The 16,121-nt window shown below is 61.5% G+C and carries 13 protein-coding genes and 2 pseudogenes; 9 read left to right on the top strand and 6 right to left on the bottom strand.

Annotated features, from left to right (window positions below; genetic code table 11):
* The first annotated feature begins 5 nt into the window (after positions 1-5).
* The 3 genes from CAF63_RS27970 (at position 6) to CAF63_RS27960 (ending at position 3,515) form a co-directional block, all read left to right on the top strand.
* Positions 6-1,178: an alginate O-acetyltransferase gene (locus CAF63_RS27970; protein ID WP_085690593.1), complete on the top strand. Its 1,173-nt coding sequence runs from the start codon at positions 6-8 to the stop codon at positions 1,176-1,178.
* A gap of 15 nt (positions 1,179-1,193) precedes the next feature.
* Positions 1,194-1,850 (top strand): alginate O-acetyltransferase AlgF, encoded by a 657-nt coding sequence (locus CAF63_RS27965; protein ID WP_011332550.1) that lies wholly within the window; start codon positions 1,194-1,196, stop codon positions 1,848-1,850.
* Between the two features lie 213 nt (positions 1,851-2,063).
* Positions 2,064-3,515 (top strand): mannose-1-phosphate guanylyltransferase/mannose-6-phosphate isomerase, encoded by a 1,452-nt coding sequence (locus CAF63_RS27960; protein ID WP_085690592.1) that lies wholly within the window; start codon positions 2,064-2,066, stop codon positions 3,513-3,515.
* A gap of 78 nt (positions 3,516-3,593) precedes the next feature.
* Here the strand turns inward: CAF63_RS27960 and CAF63_RS27955 are convergent, their stop codons facing one another.
* Positions 3,594-6,341, bottom strand: a complete 2,748-nt coding sequence (locus CAF63_RS27955; RefSeq protein ID WP_085690591.1) for an RHS repeat domain-containing protein — start codon at positions 6,339-6,341, stop codon at positions 3,594-3,596.
* A gap of 182 nt (positions 6,342-6,523) precedes the next feature.
* Here CAF63_RS27955 and CAF63_RS27950 point away from each other — a divergent pair, with 182 nt between their 5' ends.
* Positions 6,524-6,988 (top strand): multidrug transporter, encoded by a 465-nt coding sequence (locus CAF63_RS27950; protein WP_085690590.1) that lies wholly within the window; start codon positions 6,524-6,526, stop codon positions 6,986-6,988.
* Between the two features lie 36 nt (positions 6,989-7,024).
* Complete coding sequence (locus CAF63_RS27945; RefSeq protein WP_085690589.1) at positions 7,025-7,849, top strand: SDR family oxidoreductase; 825 nt, start codon at positions 7,025-7,027, stop codon at positions 7,847-7,849.
* A gap of 131 nt (positions 7,850-7,980) precedes the next feature.
* On the opposite strand, the pseudogene CAF63_RS27940 reads toward CAF63_RS27945, so the two are convergent.
* Positions 7,981-8,520 (bottom strand): annotated as a pseudogene (locus CAF63_RS27940) (substrate binding domain-containing protein); the annotation flags it as partial.
* A gap of 100 nt (positions 8,521-8,620) precedes the next feature.
* Between CAF63_RS27940 and CAF63_RS27935 the strand changes: the two are divergent.
* A complete protein-coding gene (locus CAF63_RS27935) occupies positions 8,621-9,019 on the top strand; it encodes a DUF4440 domain-containing protein (protein ID WP_085690588.1) in 399 nt (132 codons plus the stop codon).
* Positions 9,020-9,149: 130 nt separating this feature from the next.
* On the opposite strand, the gene CAF63_RS27930 is transcribed toward CAF63_RS27935, so the two are convergent.
* The 4 genes from CAF63_RS27930 to CAF63_RS27915 all read right to left on the bottom strand — a co-directional run bounded on the left by CAF63_RS27930 (position 9,150) and on the right by CAF63_RS27915 (position 14,048).
* Positions 9,150-10,016: an HlyD family secretion protein gene (locus tag CAF63_RS27930; RefSeq protein WP_085690587.1), complete on the bottom strand. Its 867-nt coding sequence runs from the start codon at positions 10,014-10,016 to the stop codon at positions 9,150-9,152.
* A gap of 10 nt (positions 10,017-10,026) precedes the next feature.
* On the bottom strand, positions 10,027-10,227 hold the full coding sequence (locus CAF63_RS27925; RefSeq protein ID WP_003221811.1) for a DUF1656 domain-containing protein: 201 nt from the start codon (positions 10,225-10,227) through the stop codon (positions 10,027-10,029).
* A complete protein-coding gene (locus CAF63_RS27920; RefSeq protein WP_085690586.1) occupies positions 10,217-12,409 on the bottom strand; it encodes an FUSC family protein in 2,193 nt (730 codons plus the stop codon). The genes CAF63_RS27925 and CAF63_RS27920 overlap by 11 nt, the downstream gene beginning before the upstream one ends.
* Positions 12,410-12,548: 139 nt before the next feature.
* A complete protein-coding gene (locus tag CAF63_RS27915; RefSeq protein ID WP_085690585.1) occupies positions 12,549-14,048 on the bottom strand; it encodes an efflux transporter outer membrane subunit in 1,500 nt (499 codons plus the stop codon).
* A gap of 182 nt (positions 14,049-14,230) precedes the next feature.
* On the opposite strand from CAF63_RS27915, the gene CAF63_RS27910 reads away from it, so the two are divergent.
* The 3 genes and pseudogenes from CAF63_RS27910 to CAF63_RS28910 all read left to right on the top strand — a co-directional run.
* The gene (locus CAF63_RS27910; RefSeq protein ID WP_085690584.1) at positions 14,231-15,199 is read left to right on the top strand and encodes a LysR family transcriptional regulator; all 969 of its coding nucleotides are present in this window, start codon (positions 14,231-14,233) and stop codon (positions 15,197-15,199) included.
* Positions 15,200-15,515: 316 nt separating this feature from the next.
* Positions 15,516-15,890, top strand: coding sequence for a DUF6124 family protein (locus CAF63_RS27905; protein ID WP_085690583.1), 375 nt, complete (start codon positions 15,516-15,518; stop codon positions 15,888-15,890).
* A gap of 26 nt (positions 15,891-15,916) precedes the next feature.
* A pseudogene (locus CAF63_RS28910) lies at positions 15,917-16,121 on the top strand (hypothetical protein); the annotation flags it as partial.

Genomic DNA, 16,121 nt, shown 5'->3' with positions numbered 1-16,121 from the left:
CTGACATGACCCGCTCATTACGCATCTTCTACATCGCGCTGTTTCTGGTGACCTTGCTGGTGCTTGGTCTGTGGTCGGTGCGCAGCTTCTTCGGCTTCAGCACCAACGCCGACGCGACGGTGCTCAACGGCCGCTGGACCAAAGCCGTGGAAACCCACTACGACGATGAATTCCCGATCAAGCGTCTGGGCACCAATCTCTGGGCCGCGCTGGATTTCAAACTGTTCAACGAAGGTCGTCCGGGCGTGGTGCTCGGTCGCGATCAGTGGTTGTACAGCGATGAGGAATTCAACCCGATCGTCAACGAAGAGCTGAACCTGCAAGGCAACTACGCGCTGGTCGAAGGCGTGCGCCAGACCCTGAAAGAGAAAGGCGTAAAACTGGTGATGGCGATCGTGCCGGCCAAGGCTCGTCTGTACCCGGAACACCTGGGTGAAGTGAAACCGGCGAGCATCCACGCCAACCTTTATCAGGACTTCCACGCCCGTGTCGCGGCGGACAAGATCCTCGCCCCCGACCTGCTCGGCCCGCTGCAAGCGGCCAAGCAGAACGGTCAGCAAGTGTTCCTGCGCACCGACACCCACTGGACCCCGGAAGGCGCTGAAATCGCCGCCAACACCCTGGCCAAAACCATTGCCGACAAGTTCCCGCTCAGCGGCGAGCCGCAGCGTTTCGTCACCACCCCGGCGGAGAAGGTCACGCACAAGGGCGACCTGCGTCTGTTCCTGCCGCTGGATCCGCTGTTCGAAAACCTGATGCCGGCCAAGGAACCGCTGCAAAAGCGCAACACCGTGGCCGTCGAGCAACCTGCCGGGGACGACGCGCTGTTCGCCAACCGCGAAGTGCCGGTCGCGCTGATCGGCACCAGCTACAGCGCCAACCCCAACTGGAACTTCGTCGGTGCGCTCAAGCAAGCGCTGCACAGCGACGTCGTCAACTACGCAGAGGACGGCCACGGCCCGATCCTGCCGATGCTCAGCTACCTGAAAAGCGATGACTTCAAGAACAGCCCGCCACAGGTGCTGATCTGGGAGTTTCCTGAACGATATCTGCCTGTGAACAACGAAATCGGCGACGCCGACCCGCAGTGGGTCGCAGAGCTTAAACAAGCCGGCGCGCGCCAACAAAACGTAGCCATCAACACTAAATCCGAGACGCCCGATCGGGCGCAAAACTGAAAGAGAGGTAACACCATGACTTTCACTACAACTCCTCGTCGTCTCGCCAAACGCTTCGCTCTGGTTGCGGGCCTGAGCGTGCTGTCGGTCCAGGCCTTCGCCGGTGGCGACGCTGCGCTGTACGGCCCGACTGCACCGAAAGGCTCGACCTTTGTGCGGGTCTACAACGCCAGCAATGCTGAAGTCAGCGCCACCGTCGGCAGCACCAATCTGAGCGACGTCGCGCCGCTGGCCAGCAGCGACTTCAGCTTCATGCCGGGCGGCGACTACAGCGCCAAGGTCGGCAGCCAGACCCTGCCGGTAAAACTCGCCGGTGACCACTACTACACCCTGGTCAACAACGCTTCCGGCGCGCCGCAACTGATCGAAGAACCGCCGTTCAAGAACAAGCAGAAATCCTTGGTGCGCGTACAGAACCTCAGCGACAAACCGCTGACCCTGAAGACCGCCGACGGCAAGACCGAGGTGGTGCCGAACGTGGCCGCCAAGGGTCGTGGCGAACGTGAAATCAACCCGGTGAAAGTCAGCCTCGCGCTGTACGAAGGTGACAAGAAAGTCGGCGACGTGAAACCGGTCGCCCTGGAGCGTGGTGAGGCAGCGGTGCTGTACGTCACCGGCAACGGCAGCAACCTGTCGCCAGTCTGGGTGAAACGCCCGGTGTCGACCCGCTAACCATTTCCCGACCTGACGCATATCCCCTGTGGGAGCGAGCTTGCTCGCGAAAGCGGTCTGACATTCAACAGATGTGTCGACTGATACGCCGCCTTCGCGAGCAAGCTCGCTCCCACAATGAATCGGGTTGTCAGTTCGGGTACGCGACAAAAACAAGAGTGAAACGACACAGGCTCGTGGCTCTAACCCAATCGATTTTATGGAGTAAACAATATGATTCCGGTGATCTTGTCAGGTGGTAGCGGTTCACGTCTTTGGCCGCTTTCGCGCAAGCAGTTTCCCAAGCAGTTCCTCGCCCTGACCGGCGAACACACACTGTTCCAGCAAACCCTCGAGCGTCTGGTGTTCGAAGGCATGGACACCCCGATCGTGGTCTGCAACAAGGATCACCGCTTCATCGTCAACGAGCAGTTGGCCAGCCGCAATCTGGAATGCCAGCGGATCCTGATGGAACCGTTCGGTCGCAACACCGCGCCGGCCGTGGCCCTGACCGCGATGATGCTGGTCAATGAAGGTCGCGACGAATTGATGCTGGTACTGCCGGCCGACCACGTTCTGGAAGACCAGAAAGCCCTGCAACGTGCGCTCGCCCTGGCCACCGTCGCCGCCGAAAACGGCGAAATGGTGCTGTTCGGCGTGCCGGCCACCAAACCGGAAACCGGCTACGGCTACATCAAATCCACCGGCGATTCCCTGCTGCCGGAAGGCGTCAGCCGCGTCTCGCACTTCGTGGAAAAACCCGACGTCAAACGCGCTACCGAGTACGTCGAGTCCGGCGGTTACTACTGGAACAGCGGCATGTTCCTGTTCCGCGCCAGCCGCTTTCTCGAAGAGCTGAAAAAGCACGATCCGGACATCTACGACACCTGCCTGTTGACTCTGGAGCGCAGCGCTCAGGACGCCGACACCATCACCTTCGACGAAGCCACTTTCGCCTGCTGCCCGGACAACTCCATCGACTACTCCGTGATGGAGAAAACCCAGCGCGCCTGCGTAGTGCCGCTGACCGCCGGCTGGAGCGATGTCGGTTGCTGGTCGTCGCTGTGGGAAGTCAACGAGAAGGACGCCAACGGCAACGTCAGCAAGGGCGATGTGGTGATCCAGGACAGCAAGAACTGCATGATCCACGGCAACGGCAAACTGGTGTCGGTGATCGGTCTGGAAAACATCGTGGTGGTCGAAACCAAGGACGCCATGATGATCGCCCACAAGGACAAGGTCCAGGGCGTCAAGCAGATGGTCAACACCCTCAACGAGCAGGGCCGCAGCGAAACCCAGAACCACTGCGAGGTTTACCGTCCGTGGGGTTCCTACGACTCGGTGGACATGGGCGGTCGCTTCCAGGTCAAGCACATCTCGGTCAAGCCGGGCGCGTGCCTGTCGCTGCAGATGCACCACCACCGTGCCGAACACTGGATCGTGGTCAGCGGCACCGCCGAAGTGACCTGCGACGAGAACGTGTTCCTGCTGACCGAAAACCAGTCGACCTACATCCCGATCGCCTCGGTGCATCGCCTGCGCAACCCGGGCAAGATCCCGCTGGAAATCATCGAAGTGCAGTCGGGTTCGTACCTGGGTGAAGACGATATCGAGCGCTTCGAAGATATCTACGGCCGCTCCACCCCGATCGAACGCGGCGTGTCGGTGAAAACCATCGCGCAGTAAGCGTTCCGCAAACAAGAAGCCCTCGCCCAGCCCGCTGCGTCCCCTATCCGCAGGAGGCCGTGCGGGGGCTTCTTGCCTCTAGCCATGGTGCGAACCGCGACGGGAACGGTGCATGTACATCGCTTCGGGCTCTACTGACTGCGCCTCCCCTTGCACAGTGGAGGAAGGCGAGGCAAACCCGGCGTTGAACAGCTGTTGTGCCCAAACGCTTGGGATCGCCTGTTGCTCGTCAAACAGCGTCCGGGGTGGTTGGGAAAAGCTCTGAGCGAGGGACGTCAGAACCCCCTTCGGAGCATGCTCGACAAAGGGCTTCGCCACGCTGGCCGGAGAGGTCAGCATTCGGTACTGAATGCGTGTCTGCGCCTCCGACACCTCCATGACATTCCCCATTGCAACACCCGCCGCCCCCACCACCTGCAACGCTGGATGAGCCGAATGCATCAGTATTTGCCCACCGACCTTGAAAGTGCTGGCCACCGCACCCCGTCTGTTGGCCAGGACTTGCGGATCTTCAACCGGGCTGTTGAAGGCGACAGACATCGGGCCCATGACACGACTCGTCACACCCTCCCCCACCACCTGGGTCATGACAGAAGACAGCAATTCTCCCGAGTGATAAAGCACCGCGCCGGAAGGTGACGCGGTACGGGTTCGGGCAGCGGCAATCACATGGGCCTGATGCGTGTTGAGCAGTGAATCACTCCTTGCGCCAAGCTCGGTCAACGCCACGGGGATTTCACGGCGGTACGCCTGAACATCCGGGTCCGGATCATGTTCGAAATAAAGCCGAACAGGCTGCATTCCTGCGGCTTGAACCGGATGGACCAGCCCATGGTCCGCCAGGTCATGGTAAACCCGGTCAACACCCGTCACCTCCGGATCGCGGCCATCAGGATCCCTGTAAACCATCGGACTGTTACGCATCGCTCGAAACCGGTTATGCCCATCGACTGCATCCGCGGGGTCAGGATTCGACCAGCGCTGCAGGCATGGGATGTAATAGCGAAAGCCGTAGTAGTACAGCCCGGTGGCATCACGTTCCTTACCTGAGTAACGGACGAATTTGTAGCTGAGCTCGCCGTCCTGCCAGGCTCTGGTACCGAAAGGGTGAAACGTTTCCCGGCTGATCCTCGCACCGTCATCGGCGGTTTCCAGACTGACCGAGTCCAGGTGATCGATATGTTGGTATCGATACCGATTGTTGATTCCCGAAGGCGGCTGGCTCTCCCAGTGCTGCACATGAACGTTGTCGGCAATGATGACTTGCAACCGTCCACCGGTACCGATGTCGGTGCGCAACTCCAGCCCAGGCAAATAGCGCACATCAGCAACCAGGATGCGGGCATTGGTCAGCAAAAAGCGAATCTTGCGCACCCGCTGCCTGCTGCCATCGTAGAGATAGACCTCTTTGTCGTTGACCTCGGAGGCACGCTCCACCGGGCTGACCGATTGCAGTTGGTTGCGCAGGTTCCAGCTCAGCAGCCGCCCCGGTTCCAGCTGCAACAGGTTGCCTCTGCGGTCGAAGGCCGCTTCGATTTGCGGATCGCCGGGAATGACGTCCGTGTAACGCAAAGAGCGGTTGCTGTAACTCGCCGGTTGCAGTTTGCGCCCGTGGCTTTGTGCGCCGACATGAATCAGGTTGCGCAGGTTGCCGCCGGAATCATATTCGTAAGTCTGCTGATAGTTGCTGATCGCCGCCGGATCGATGCGCCCCATCGATTGCGGGCCCTGATTGACGGTGTCGGCTTCCCAGGCGGACGCCTTGATCAACTGGTAAAGACTGTCGTATTCAAAGCGACTGACCGGTTCGATGCGCTGATTGGCGAAGTAACGGATCGGCAACGCCTTGTCTTCGATATTCAGGACATTGCCCATCCTGTCGTATTCATAACTCAGGTGCTGCAGCACGAGACCGTGAGCGTCTTCGGTCCGGAGGCTCAACAGGCGATCGTCTTCGGGGCGATAGGTCCGGGTGGTTTGCACACCGTTACCGGCAGTTTGCCGAGTGACATTGCCTTGCGCGTTGTAGCGTATGTCAGTGACGACCACCCGCTCAGGCTCCCCCTTCAACTGCAATCGGCGCTCGTGCAAGCGGCCATCGACGGTCAGCGCGAATGTATGCCGGTTGTCTCGAGCATCCGTCTGCGCCAGCACATCGCCCAGCGCACCATGGCGCCACCGCGATGTCGCACCAGCGCCGTGTTCCAGCAGCGGTGCACGATCCGCCTCCTGCTCCGGCCAGTCTGGTGTCAGCGGATCCAGAGTGAAGTGGCGGGTGTCCTCGGTGCAGGCGCCGCTGATTGCAAACTCGCTGAACAGCACGCTGCCCGCCGGATGGTCATGACGAATCAGCTGACCGAAGTGATTTCGCGACTGATCCCCGCTGCCGGGATGACCATAGGTCAGGCGCTCGACACAGCGCGGAGGCTCGCCTGTGCCTTCTTCGAACATCGCGACGGGACGCAGCAAATTGTCGTGCTCGATCTTGCGCAGCGTCTGACGGCTGTCCCAACCGAGCACCGTTTGCGTGGCGAGCCCCTTCAACTCGATTTGCGTGCCGGCATCGACGCTGTCCGAACGAATCACCGTGGCGTCCAAAGCAAATACCTGCGTCAGATTGGCCGGCGTCAGCGGGTCGCCGGTTTGAGACAACCAAAGTCGCGGATCCCACTGTTTCACCGCACGTCCTGCCGGATCGTGAAGCGTGCGGTTGATCCGGGACTCGACAGGCCCGTCCTCGATGTCTCGACAATAGTCGACCGGGCGGACCGGCAAGCCGCGCGGGTCGACCACAGACATCCTTGGCGTATTGATGTGCAAACTCATGAAGCGCGCTCCCCGCGCGACCGACAATCTTTCTGCCTCAGGCATCTGAGCAAGCACAGCGCTCGTTCGGCTACTGTCAGAAATTACAGTCCCGACCAACGGCGCCGTCGATCAAACCACGAATGTCCATTCCCGCGTCCCTTCGGTAGGATGGTCATCACGAGTTCAAGGAGCGTTCGCACATGTTCATCGGCGTCTTGCTGGTCATCACCTGGCTGATCCTGCTGTTGCGCTACCCTGCCAAGGCTTTGCCGGTGTCGATGGCTGCCGCTGTGGGTCTCGGGTTGGTGGCGATGTGGGTGGTGTGGCTGGACAACCGCGAGGTCAAGCAGCTGGCACGCCTTGAACTGCGCATCGTCTATGCCCCCGAACATTGCCCCGCCGACCGTCCGCTGCTGCTCAAGATGAACAACGGCAACGACGTGCCGCTGACCGAACTGCGCTGGCGCATTGCAGCGTACGCGCCGGGCGACACCGTGAACCTGGCCGACAATCAATACGCCGCCCCGCGCTATCGCGGACCCGGTGAATTGCAGGCCGGCGGCAACTGGGAAGACTGTTTGCCGATGCCGCCGTTGCGTCCCGGTTATCGTCCGCAAACCCTGGAGTTTCGCGCCGAGCGATTGCAGGGTAGTTTCTCCGACTGATTCCCTCCCCCCACTCTTTTGCACAAGGAATGCGCCATGCCCGTTGCGTTGATTACCGGTTGTTCCAGCGGCATCGGCCGCGCCCTCGCCGATGCCTTCAAAGGCGCCGGCTACGAGGTCTGGGCCAGTGCGCGCAAGGCTGAAGATGTCGCGGCACTCGGTGCGGCCGGGTTCACGGCGGTGCAGCTCGACGTCAATGACAATGCAGCGCTGGAACAACTCGCCGAGCGGATCAACCAGCAACACGGCGGCCTCGACGTGCTGATCAACAACGCCGGTTACGGCGCCATGGGACCGCTGCTCGACGGCGGTGTTCCGGCCATGCAGCGCCAGTTCGAAACCAACGTGTTTTCGATTATCGGCGTGACCCGTGCGCTGTTCCCGGTGCTGCGCCGGGCCAAGGGCCTGGTGGTGAATGTCGGCAGTGTTTCCGGGGTGCTGGTCACGCCATTTGCCGGCGCTTATTGCGCCTCGAAAGCGGCGGTGCATGCGCTGAGTGATGCGTTGCGCATGGAGCTGGCGCCATTCGGGATTCGCGTGCTGGAAGTGCAGCCGGGGGCGATCCAGTCCAGCTTCGCCAAGAATGCCGGGCATGAGGCAGAACAACTGATCAACGAACAATCACCGTGGTTTCCGTTGCGTGAAGGCATCCGGGCGCGGGCCCAGGCTTCGCAGGACAAACCAACGCCGGCCAGCGAATTTGCCGCCGAGTTGCTCAAGGCTGTGCAGCAAAGCAAGCCGCCACGACTGATCCGCATCGGCAATGGCAGCCGGGCGTTGCCGTTGCTGGCGACGTTGCTGCCGAAAGGGTTGTTGGAGTCGACATTGATGAAGCGTTTCGGGTTGCGCGGGCAACTCTGACACCGAGTAAGCCCCATCGCGGGCAAGCCCGCTCCCACAGGCTTTGTGTCGTACTGGATATCTGAGTGCCCCGCTAAACCTGTGGGAGCGTGGCTTGCCCGCGATGGGGCCAGTGCAGACACCGCAGAGTTTCAACCCCAACCTTTCATGAAATCAATGAACGCCCGCACCTTAAGCGGCAGGTGCCGGGTGTCCGGGTACAGCGCGTAAACACCTTGCTGGGCGAAACGGTAATCCGGCAGCAAACGCTGTAATCGCCCGGCGTCGAGGTCTTCCTGAATCAGCCACTGCGGCAGAATCGCCACGCCTTGCCCGGTCAGCGCAAAGGCACGCAGGGTCGCGGAGTTGTCCGCGACGATGGCGGTGGTTCCCGGTTTCGGCTGGTAGATATGCTCGGTACCGGCGGGATCGGTAACCGTCATCTCCGGCACTCGCCCATGCCCCAGCGTCGGCATCGACTCCAGCACCACCAGTGTGTCGACCGGCGAAAATCGCTCAACCAGCCCCGGCGCGGCCACGGCAAACACCTCAAACGTCGACAACTGCACCGCCGGCAGATTGGAGTCGTGCATGCGGCCCAGACGAATTGCCATGTCAAAGCGTTCGGAGATCAGATCGGCGTGAGTCGAGGACGTGGACAAGTGAATGTTCAGTTGCGGCTGCTGCTGTCGCCGCACTACTCACGCTGTTACCGATGGCCGCCGTGCTGCGCTTCGACTCGACAAAAGTACTTGCCCTTCTGCGCTCACCTCTCCTTCAGGAAAAATCCACATGACTGACTACACCGACTATTTTGACGAAGTGATCCAGGCTCACCGGGCCATCGAGCGATCGTTTGCCGTGGAGGAAGAACAGGCAGCGCTGGAGCGCTTGCTAGCGCGTTTTTCGCCAGGGTTTTCCATGGTGACGCCCCAGGGGCGCGTGCTGGATTTCGAGGCCTTGCGTGCGCTGTTGCAAATGGCGGGCGGGAAGAAGAGCGGGTTCAGGATCGAGCTCGGCGAGCTTCAAGGAATTGACTTGCATGAACGCGGTGCGACGGTGAGTTATCGCGAACAGCAGACCGACGCGAACGGGTTGCACACGGATCGACGTTCAACCGTGGTGTTTGAAAAAAACGAATCCGGGCGGGTGATCTGGCGGCATCTGCACGAGACGTTTTGCAGCGAGTAGATGCTGAGTATTTGCTCGTAAAACCGAGCCGTCCCAATCGCGAGCAGGCTCGCTCCCACACTGGATCTGTGTCGCACTGAAGATCCCATGTGGGAGCGAGCCTGCTCGCGATTTGCAGCGACTCGGTCTGTCAGTTATCCACAACGTCCTGCTTCACAACAACGGTGCAGGTAATCCCCGCCGCCAGCAGCACACCCTCCGGCACTTCATCGATGTGAATCCGAACCGGCACCCGCTGGGCCAGGCGCACCCAGTTGAACGTCGGGTTCACATCGGCGATCAGCTCGCGGCTTTCCGGGTTGTCACGGTCGTAGATACCGCGGGAAATGCTCTCCACGTGGCCCTTGAGGACTTCGCCGCTCATCAGTTGCATGTCGGCTTTATCGCCCACCCGTACGTGGGGCAGTTTGGTTTCTTCGAAGAAGCCGTAGACCCAGAACGAGTTCATGTCGACCACGGCCATTTTTGCTTCGCCGATGCGGGCGTAGTCGCCGCGATGGACGTTCAGGTTGGTCACGTAGCCGTCCACCGCCGCGCGCACTTCGGTGCGTTTGAGGTTGAGTTCGGCAGCTTCCAGCTGCGCCTGGGCCTGTTGGTAATCGGCCAGTGCGGAGTTGGCGATGTTGCTGGCGTCGTCGCGGTTTTCCTTGGAGATCACCAGGTTGTCGAGGTCGGCGCGGCGGTGGGCGTTGACCTTGCGCATCTCCCACGTGGCCTTGCGCGAAGCCACCAGCGACTGCGCCTGTTTCACCGCCAGGCGATAGTGCTCGGGGTCGATCTGCATCAGCAGATCCCCCTTCTTCACCAACTGGTTGTCGCGCACCGGCACGTCGACCACTTCACCGGTGACGTCGGCGGCGACGTTGATGATGTCGGCGCGGACCCGGCCGTCGCGGGTCCACGGGGTGTTCATGTAGTGCTCCCACAACGTGCGGCCGATCCACAGCGCCAGGGCCAGCACCAGCAGGGTCGCGAGCAGGCTGAAAAACTTTTTCATCAGAGCGTTCTCAACGGTAGACAGTCAGCGCCATCGCGCCGAACAGACAGGTAAACAGACTCAGGCGCAACAGCGCCGGGTGCCAGAAGAAGCGGTACAGATCGAACCCTGACAGGAACCGGTCCAGCGCCCAGGCCAGTGCCGCGGCGACGAAAAACATCAGGGTCATGGTCGGCATGTACACGCCGTGGAAGGCGATTTCACGAGGCATGGGCAAGTCCTTCGGGCTTGGCGATGGCGTAGGCAGCGAGTGGCGATTGCGGGTCGAGCAGCGAGGTGCGGATGAAGTGCAAATAACTCTTCACCCGCCGCAGTGCCGAGGTATCGAAGTGCGGTGCGAACGGTTCGTCAGTAGCGGCGACACGGCTGATCGCGTGATCGACCGCGACCAGTGCACGCTCCAGATTGCTCGAATTCGGTTGCAGGAACAGCCGCACCAGCGAACGCCCCATGACCCGGATCGCCTGACGCCATGGCTGGGATTCGGCATACGCCGGGTGCACCGGCAGGATCGCCTGTTCCTTGCGCAACTCGATGATCGCGTGGCCGACTTCCAGCACCACGAACATCCAGCGCAGCAGGTTTTTCTGCACCAGCGGCTGACCGGCCGCCAGACCGTAAGCCTGATGCATCAAGTCGCGGGTACGGCTTTCGAAACTCGACGCCAGACCTTTGAGTTTGCCGCTGATGGCGTACACCACTTGCCCGCGCAGGTCTTGCTCCAGGCGCTGCCACAACCAGCGGCTGTTTGGCGGCAGAATGATCGCGCCCGCCGCCGCGCAGACCAGCATGCCCATGACCATGGCGATGTAGTCGTTGATGAAGGTGTAGGGGTTGTAGATCGTCAGGTTGTCCGGCACCGAACCGGTGCTGAAAAAGATCAGCAGACCGAGACCGACGCCCGCGTATTGCGGCCGCGAAGCGAGGAACGAGCCGAGCACGATCACCGGCGCGAGCATCACGCACAGCAGTGGAAAACCGTCGATCCACGGGAAGATGAAAAACATCTCGACGAAGCCGATCAACGCCCCGAGGAGCGTGCCGCAGGCCATCTGGAATGCCATGCGTTTCGGGTTTGGCGTGGCGGCGGACAGGCCTACGGTAGCGGCAGCGATCAGGGTCATGGTCGCGCCGCTCGGCCACGCTGTCGCGACCCAGTAACTGCCGAGCACGACCAGAATGAATGCGGCACGAATCCCCGAAGCTGCCGCCGCCCACCAACTGGTCTGCGGGGTGAACGGCTCGTCCCAGCGCTCGCGTTCGTGGCTGTGATCGGCCAGCGAGGCGTGGGTCTGTGCATAACTGTGCAAGTCATCAACGAAGCGATAGAGCAGCTCATAGGCGGTGTGGAAATCCAGCTGCTCGGCGTCGCTCGGTTCGCTCTCCTGAAAGATCGCCCGCAGGCTGCGTACCCGCGCCGGCAAGCCTTCCTTGTAAGCCGCGAGCGCCAGCACCAGACGCGCGGCATCCGGACTGGTCAGGGCGCGGCCGCTGAAGCCGTCGAGCACTTCGGCCAGATCCTGCAGACCCGGTTTGATTGCCGCTTCCACATGGTCGGCACCGTTGCGACGCAGGCGTTCGAGCAACTGGTGCAAGGCGTTGAAACGGGTGGTGACGCCCATGAATTCGCTGTTCAGGCGACTGAGCCGGCCGTTGCGCCGACGCATGTGCGGGTCTTCGAAAACGGTCACGCTGCGCAGCCCTTCCAGCCCCACCGCTTCGGCGATGAAGCGTACGTTACTGGCCTCGAACGACTCCGGTTTGCTGCGTCCGCGCAGGCCATCGGTGACGAACAATGCAAACACACCGAAGCGCTGATACAAGGCGTTGCGCATCGCGGCACTGGCGGTTTGCGGCAGGATCGCGGCACTGACCAGGGTCGAGCAAAGAATCCCCAGCGAGATTTCCAGCACCCGCCATACCGCCGCCATGAATGCGCCATCGGGATGGGCGAGCGCCGGCAGGCCGACCATCGCGGCGGTGTACCCGGCCAGCACGAAACCGTAGGCGCGGAAGTTGCGGCAACGGGCGGCGCCAGCCGAGCAGATGCCGACCCAGATCGCCAGCGAACCGAGGAACAGTTCGGTGTTCTGGGCGAACAGTGAAATCAGCGTGACCATCATCGCCGACCCGGCCAGGGTGCCGAGGAAGCGATAGAAACTCTTGGCGAACACCTGGCCGCTCTGCGGCTGCATGACGATGAACACGGTGATCATCGCCGTGCGCGGTTGTGGCAGTTCCAGACGCATCGCCAGCCACAGGGTCAGGAATGCAGCAATCAGCACCTTGAAGATGTAGACCCAGGTCACGCCGTCGCTGCGCGCCCAGTCAAAGAAGCCCCGGCGCCATTCCAGGGAGTAGAGCCAGCGCAAAGGTGCGGGCAAGGGAGTCATTAAAAAGTGCTCAATGAGTTTCAGATCGGACCCAGCCCCTGTGGGAGCGAGCTTGCTCGCGAATGCGGTGTATCAGCCGACATGTGTGCTGGCTGACACTCCCTCTTCGCGAGCAAGCTCGCTCCCACAGATTGTGTTTTCAACGCAGGAGGGCCGGGGTTTTCGGGGCAGCGGTCTGCTCAAAAGTCGGCACGTCCTTACCCGCGCCAAGCCCACCGCCCAAGGCCGTCACCAGTTCTGCGTGGGCACTCAATCGCGCCGCCTGCACCTGCAGCTGAACCTGCTGCTGTTTGAACAGCAGGGTCTGGGCGTTGAGCACGTTGAGGTAATCGGTGAGCCCGCGCTGGTAGGCGATCATCGCGATGTCGTAAGTCTTCTGCGCGGTGGCCACGGATTCGGCGGCGAACGTCTGCTGCTTGTCCATCGACTCGCGGCGGATCAACTGGTCCGAGATGTTCTTCAGCGCATTGACCAGCGTCTGGTTGTAATGCGCGACGGCGATGTCATAACCCGCCGAGGCCTCTCCGAGTTCGGCACGCAGACGCCCGCCGTCGAAGATCGGCAGCGAGATTGCCGGCCCGACGTTGTAGTTGAGCTTCTTGCCGGTCAGAAACTCCAGCGCCCCGCCGCCGGTGGCCATGTAGCCGAGGCTGCCGACCAGATCGACGTTGGGGTAGAACCCGGCGTGCGCGACATCAATGCCGCGCGCCTGCGCTGCCACTTGCCAGCGACTGGCGACCACGTCCGGACGCTGGCCGAGCAGTTCAGCGGGCAATGCCGACGGCAGTTTGAGTGCCGCGCCAAGGGACAGGGTCGGACGCTGCAATTGCGCACCGGCGCCTGGCCCTTTGCCGGCCAGTGCCGCGATCTGGTTGCGGCTCAGGGCAATTTCTTCGTCCAGCGCATCCAGTTGCCGATGGGTTTCCGGCAGCGGGGTTTCAGCCTGACTGACTTCGAAGTGTGTGCCGATCCCGCCGTCCAGGCGTTTCTGCGCCAGTTCGAGAATCTGCTGTTGCTGCTTGAGCGTCGCCGCGACGATGTCGCGCTGGGCGTAATGCAGCGACAGCTCGATGTAGGCGCGCACGATGTTGTTCTGCAATTCGAGTTGCGCCTGCCGCGCCTCGGCAGCGCTCATGTGCGCCAGATCGACGGCCCGCTCGGTGCTGTTGCTTTCACGGCCCCAGAGGTCGAGGGCGTAACTGAAACCCAGCGCGGCGTTGTTGTCCCAGGTGGTGCTGTTGGCCAGCTCACCGGGACCGTAGAACTGGTCGGTCGGCCAGTTGTGGCGCTTGAGGGTCGACTCGCCATTGATCTGCAACGACTCGGCGGCTTCGGCGACACCGGCCATGGACCGGGCCTGACGCACTCGCGCGGCAGCCATGGCCATGGTCGGGCTGCCTTGCACGGCAAGGTCGATCCAATGATTGAGTTGCGGGTCGCCGTAGGCTTGCCACCATTGAGCGGCGGGCCAGTTTGCGTCACGGGCGGCGTGGGCGATGGCCTCGTCGGTGGCCAGTTCATTGGCCTCCAGAGCCTTGCCCTGCGGGGCAATCCCTCCGGTTCCGATGCAGCCGCCGAGACCTAACGAAAGAGCCAGAACACTGAGCGACAAAAGCGCTCTGTTGATGCGACGCGGCACTGCTGCGAATTCCTGAGGTGGGAGATGTTTCGAGGTGGGCGCAATTCTAGGGGGCGTCCTGAACGGCGATAAGCTGGGTTTTCTGCGAATCTTTGTTACGGTTAACGAGATAATCCCTTGGTCGGGGGTCTCAGCCCCTGAAACTTCGTGTCACAATTTGCCATCTCCCTTGAGAGCACCCTATGGACACTTTGCAAAACATGCGCGCCTTCAGTTGTGTGGCCGAAGCGGGCAGCTTCACCGCCGCCGCCGTGCAACTCGACACCACCACCGCCAACGTCTCGCGCGCGGTCTCCAACCTTGAGGCCCACCTGCAAACCCGCCTGCTCAACCGCACGACCCGCCGCATCGCGCTCACCGAAGCCGGCAAGCGCTACCTGTTGCGCTGCGAGCAGATCCTCGCCTACGTCGAAGAGGCCGAAGCCGAAGCCAGCGAAGCCCACGCCCGCCCGGCCGGACAATTGAAAGTGCACACCATGACCGGGATCGGCCAGCACTTCGTGATCGACGCCATCGCCCGCTACCGCAAGACTCACCCGGACGTGACCTTCGACCTGACCATGGCCAACCGCGTGCCGGACCTGCTCGATGAAGGCTACGACGTGTCCATCGTCCTCGCTCGCGAACTGCCGGACTCGGGCTTCGTCTCGCAACGCCTGGGCATCACCTACAGCATCGTCTGCGCCTCACCGGCCTACGTAAAAGCCAACGGCTGCGCACAGAAACCCAGCGACCTGCTGAACCACGCCTGCCTGCGCCTGGTGAGCCCGGTGATCCCCCTGGAAAAATGGGCCTTCGACGGCCCGGAAGGCCAGGAAATGGTCACCATCAACAGCTCACCGTTCCTGGTGAACTCCGCCGACGCGATGAAAACCGCGATCACCAGCGGGATGGGTGTCGGTGTATTGCCTGTGTATGCCGCGATCGAAGGCTTGCGCAATGGCTCGCTGGTGCGGGTGATGCCCAACTACCGCTCGCAGGAACTGAACCTGTATGCGATCTACCCGTCGCGGCAATATCTGGATGCGAAGATCAAGACCTGGGTCGAGTACTTGCGTGGGTCGTTGCCGGAGATATTGGCCGGGCATCAGGCGGAACTGGCGGCTTATGAGTTGAGCGGGAGTCTGGGCGGCGCAAGGCTGGCGAACTGAGTTTGCCGTCCTACAGACGGCGCGATTTTCGGGGATGTTTCCGACAAGTCGCGTCGGTTGTCCCTCGGAAACGGGGTGGATAGGCTTTGGGGGTCGCTGACGCATCAGCGGCCGGGTCTGGAAAACCCGAAGTTCAGGATCACAGTCCATGACATAATGCGGCGTTTTTTCGCGACGTTATGGTAGCTGTACGTGGGAGACCTTCGGGTCTGCCGGGTTTGATCCTTTCCGGTTTTTCCAGTCCGCGTATAGCTGCCACTCTTTTCGCCTGGAAAACGAAAAATGGCAGCTCCTCCAAGACTTAAGGATCTATGCCATGAAAAAACTTACACCGAATCCCCCTGAAACCAGCGATACCTCGCCGTACGAATCCGCCGATTCAAAGAAACTCCACGAGGCTGCCGAACGCGCCCTCGACCACCACTTCAACCCCCTCCCGAAAAAATGCCCCGGTCGCCGACTGAACAAGATGTTCCAGGTCTCCCCGGACATGGACGACGAAAGCCTTCTGGCCCACGCCTGTGAATCCCTGGCCACCGCCAGTGCCATGGCCAGTGATGTAGCGGCTTTTTTCGACACGCCGCAGCGGCACCGCATCCTGGGTATTCAGCAGGTGGTCATGCTGGCGGAACTGGCGGTGAATCGGGTGCTGGATAACGTCGAAGTTCAGCGTTGCCCAACACACAGCTAAGTCGTTCTGACGAAACCGACCTGCCAGTGACCGACTGCATTCGCTGGCAGATCGATTGGGACGCAGAGCGTCCCGGGCTGCATTCCCACGCAGAGCGTGGGAACGATCAAAGCAAAAGCAGTCCGCAATTGTTTTCCGCTTTCCGCTTTCCGCTTTCCGCTTTCCGCTTTCCGCTTTCCGCTTTCCGCTTTCCGCTTTCCGCTTTCCGCTTTCCGCTTTCCGCTTTCCGCT

Origin of the sequence: Pseudomonas sp. B20(2017) (assembly GCF_002113125.1) — a bacterium.
Taxonomy (GTDB): domain Bacteria; phylum Pseudomonadota; class Gammaproteobacteria; order Pseudomonadales; family Pseudomonadaceae; genus Aquipseudomonas.
Note: the sequence above shows the minus strand (reverse complement) of the source record. Positions and strands in the feature narration are given on the sequence as shown.

Coding starts and splice junctions, on each gene's coding strand:
- CAF63_RS27910 (WP_085690584.1), top strand. CDS start 14,231: ATGGACACTTTGCAAAACATGCGCGCCTTCAGTTGTGTGGCCGAAGCG.
- CAF63_RS27950 (WP_085690590.1), top strand. CDS start 6,524: ATGTTCATCGGCGTCTTGCTGGTCATCACCTGGCTGATCCTGCTGTTG.
- CAF63_RS27905 (WP_085690583.1), top strand. CDS start 15,516: ATGAAAAAACTTACACCGAATCCCCCTGAAACCAGCGATACCTCGCCG.
- CAF63_RS27945 (WP_085690589.1), top strand. CDS start 7,025: ATGCCCGTTGCGTTGATTACCGGTTGTTCCAGCGGCATCGGCCGCGCC.
- CAF63_RS27920 (WP_085690586.1), bottom strand. CDS start 12,409: ATGACTCCCTTGCCCGCACCTTTGCGCTGGCTCTACTCCCTGGAATGG.
- CAF63_RS27955 (WP_085690591.1), bottom strand. CDS start 6,341: ATGAGTTTGCACATCAATACGCCAAGGATGTCTGTGGTCGACCCGCGC.
- CAF63_RS27960 (WP_085690592.1), top strand. CDS start 2,064: ATGATTCCGGTGATCTTGTCAGGTGGTAGCGGTTCACGTCTTTGGCCG.
- CAF63_RS27965 (WP_011332550.1), top strand. CDS start 1,194: ATGACTTTCACTACAACTCCTCGTCGTCTCGCCAAACGCTTCGCTCTG.
- CAF63_RS27925 (WP_003221811.1), bottom strand. CDS start 10,227: ATGCCTCGTGAAATCGCCTTCCACGGCGTGTACATGCCGACCATGACC.
- CAF63_RS27930 (WP_085690587.1), bottom strand. CDS start 10,016: ATGAAAAAGTTTTTCAGCCTGCTCGCGACCCTGCTGGTGCTGGCCCTG.
- CAF63_RS27935 (WP_085690588.1), top strand. CDS start 8,621: ATGACTGACTACACCGACTATTTTGACGAAGTGATCCAGGCTCACCGG.
- CAF63_RS27970 (WP_085690593.1), top strand. CDS start 6: ATGACCCGCTCATTACGCATCTTCTACATCGCGCTGTTTCTGGTGACC.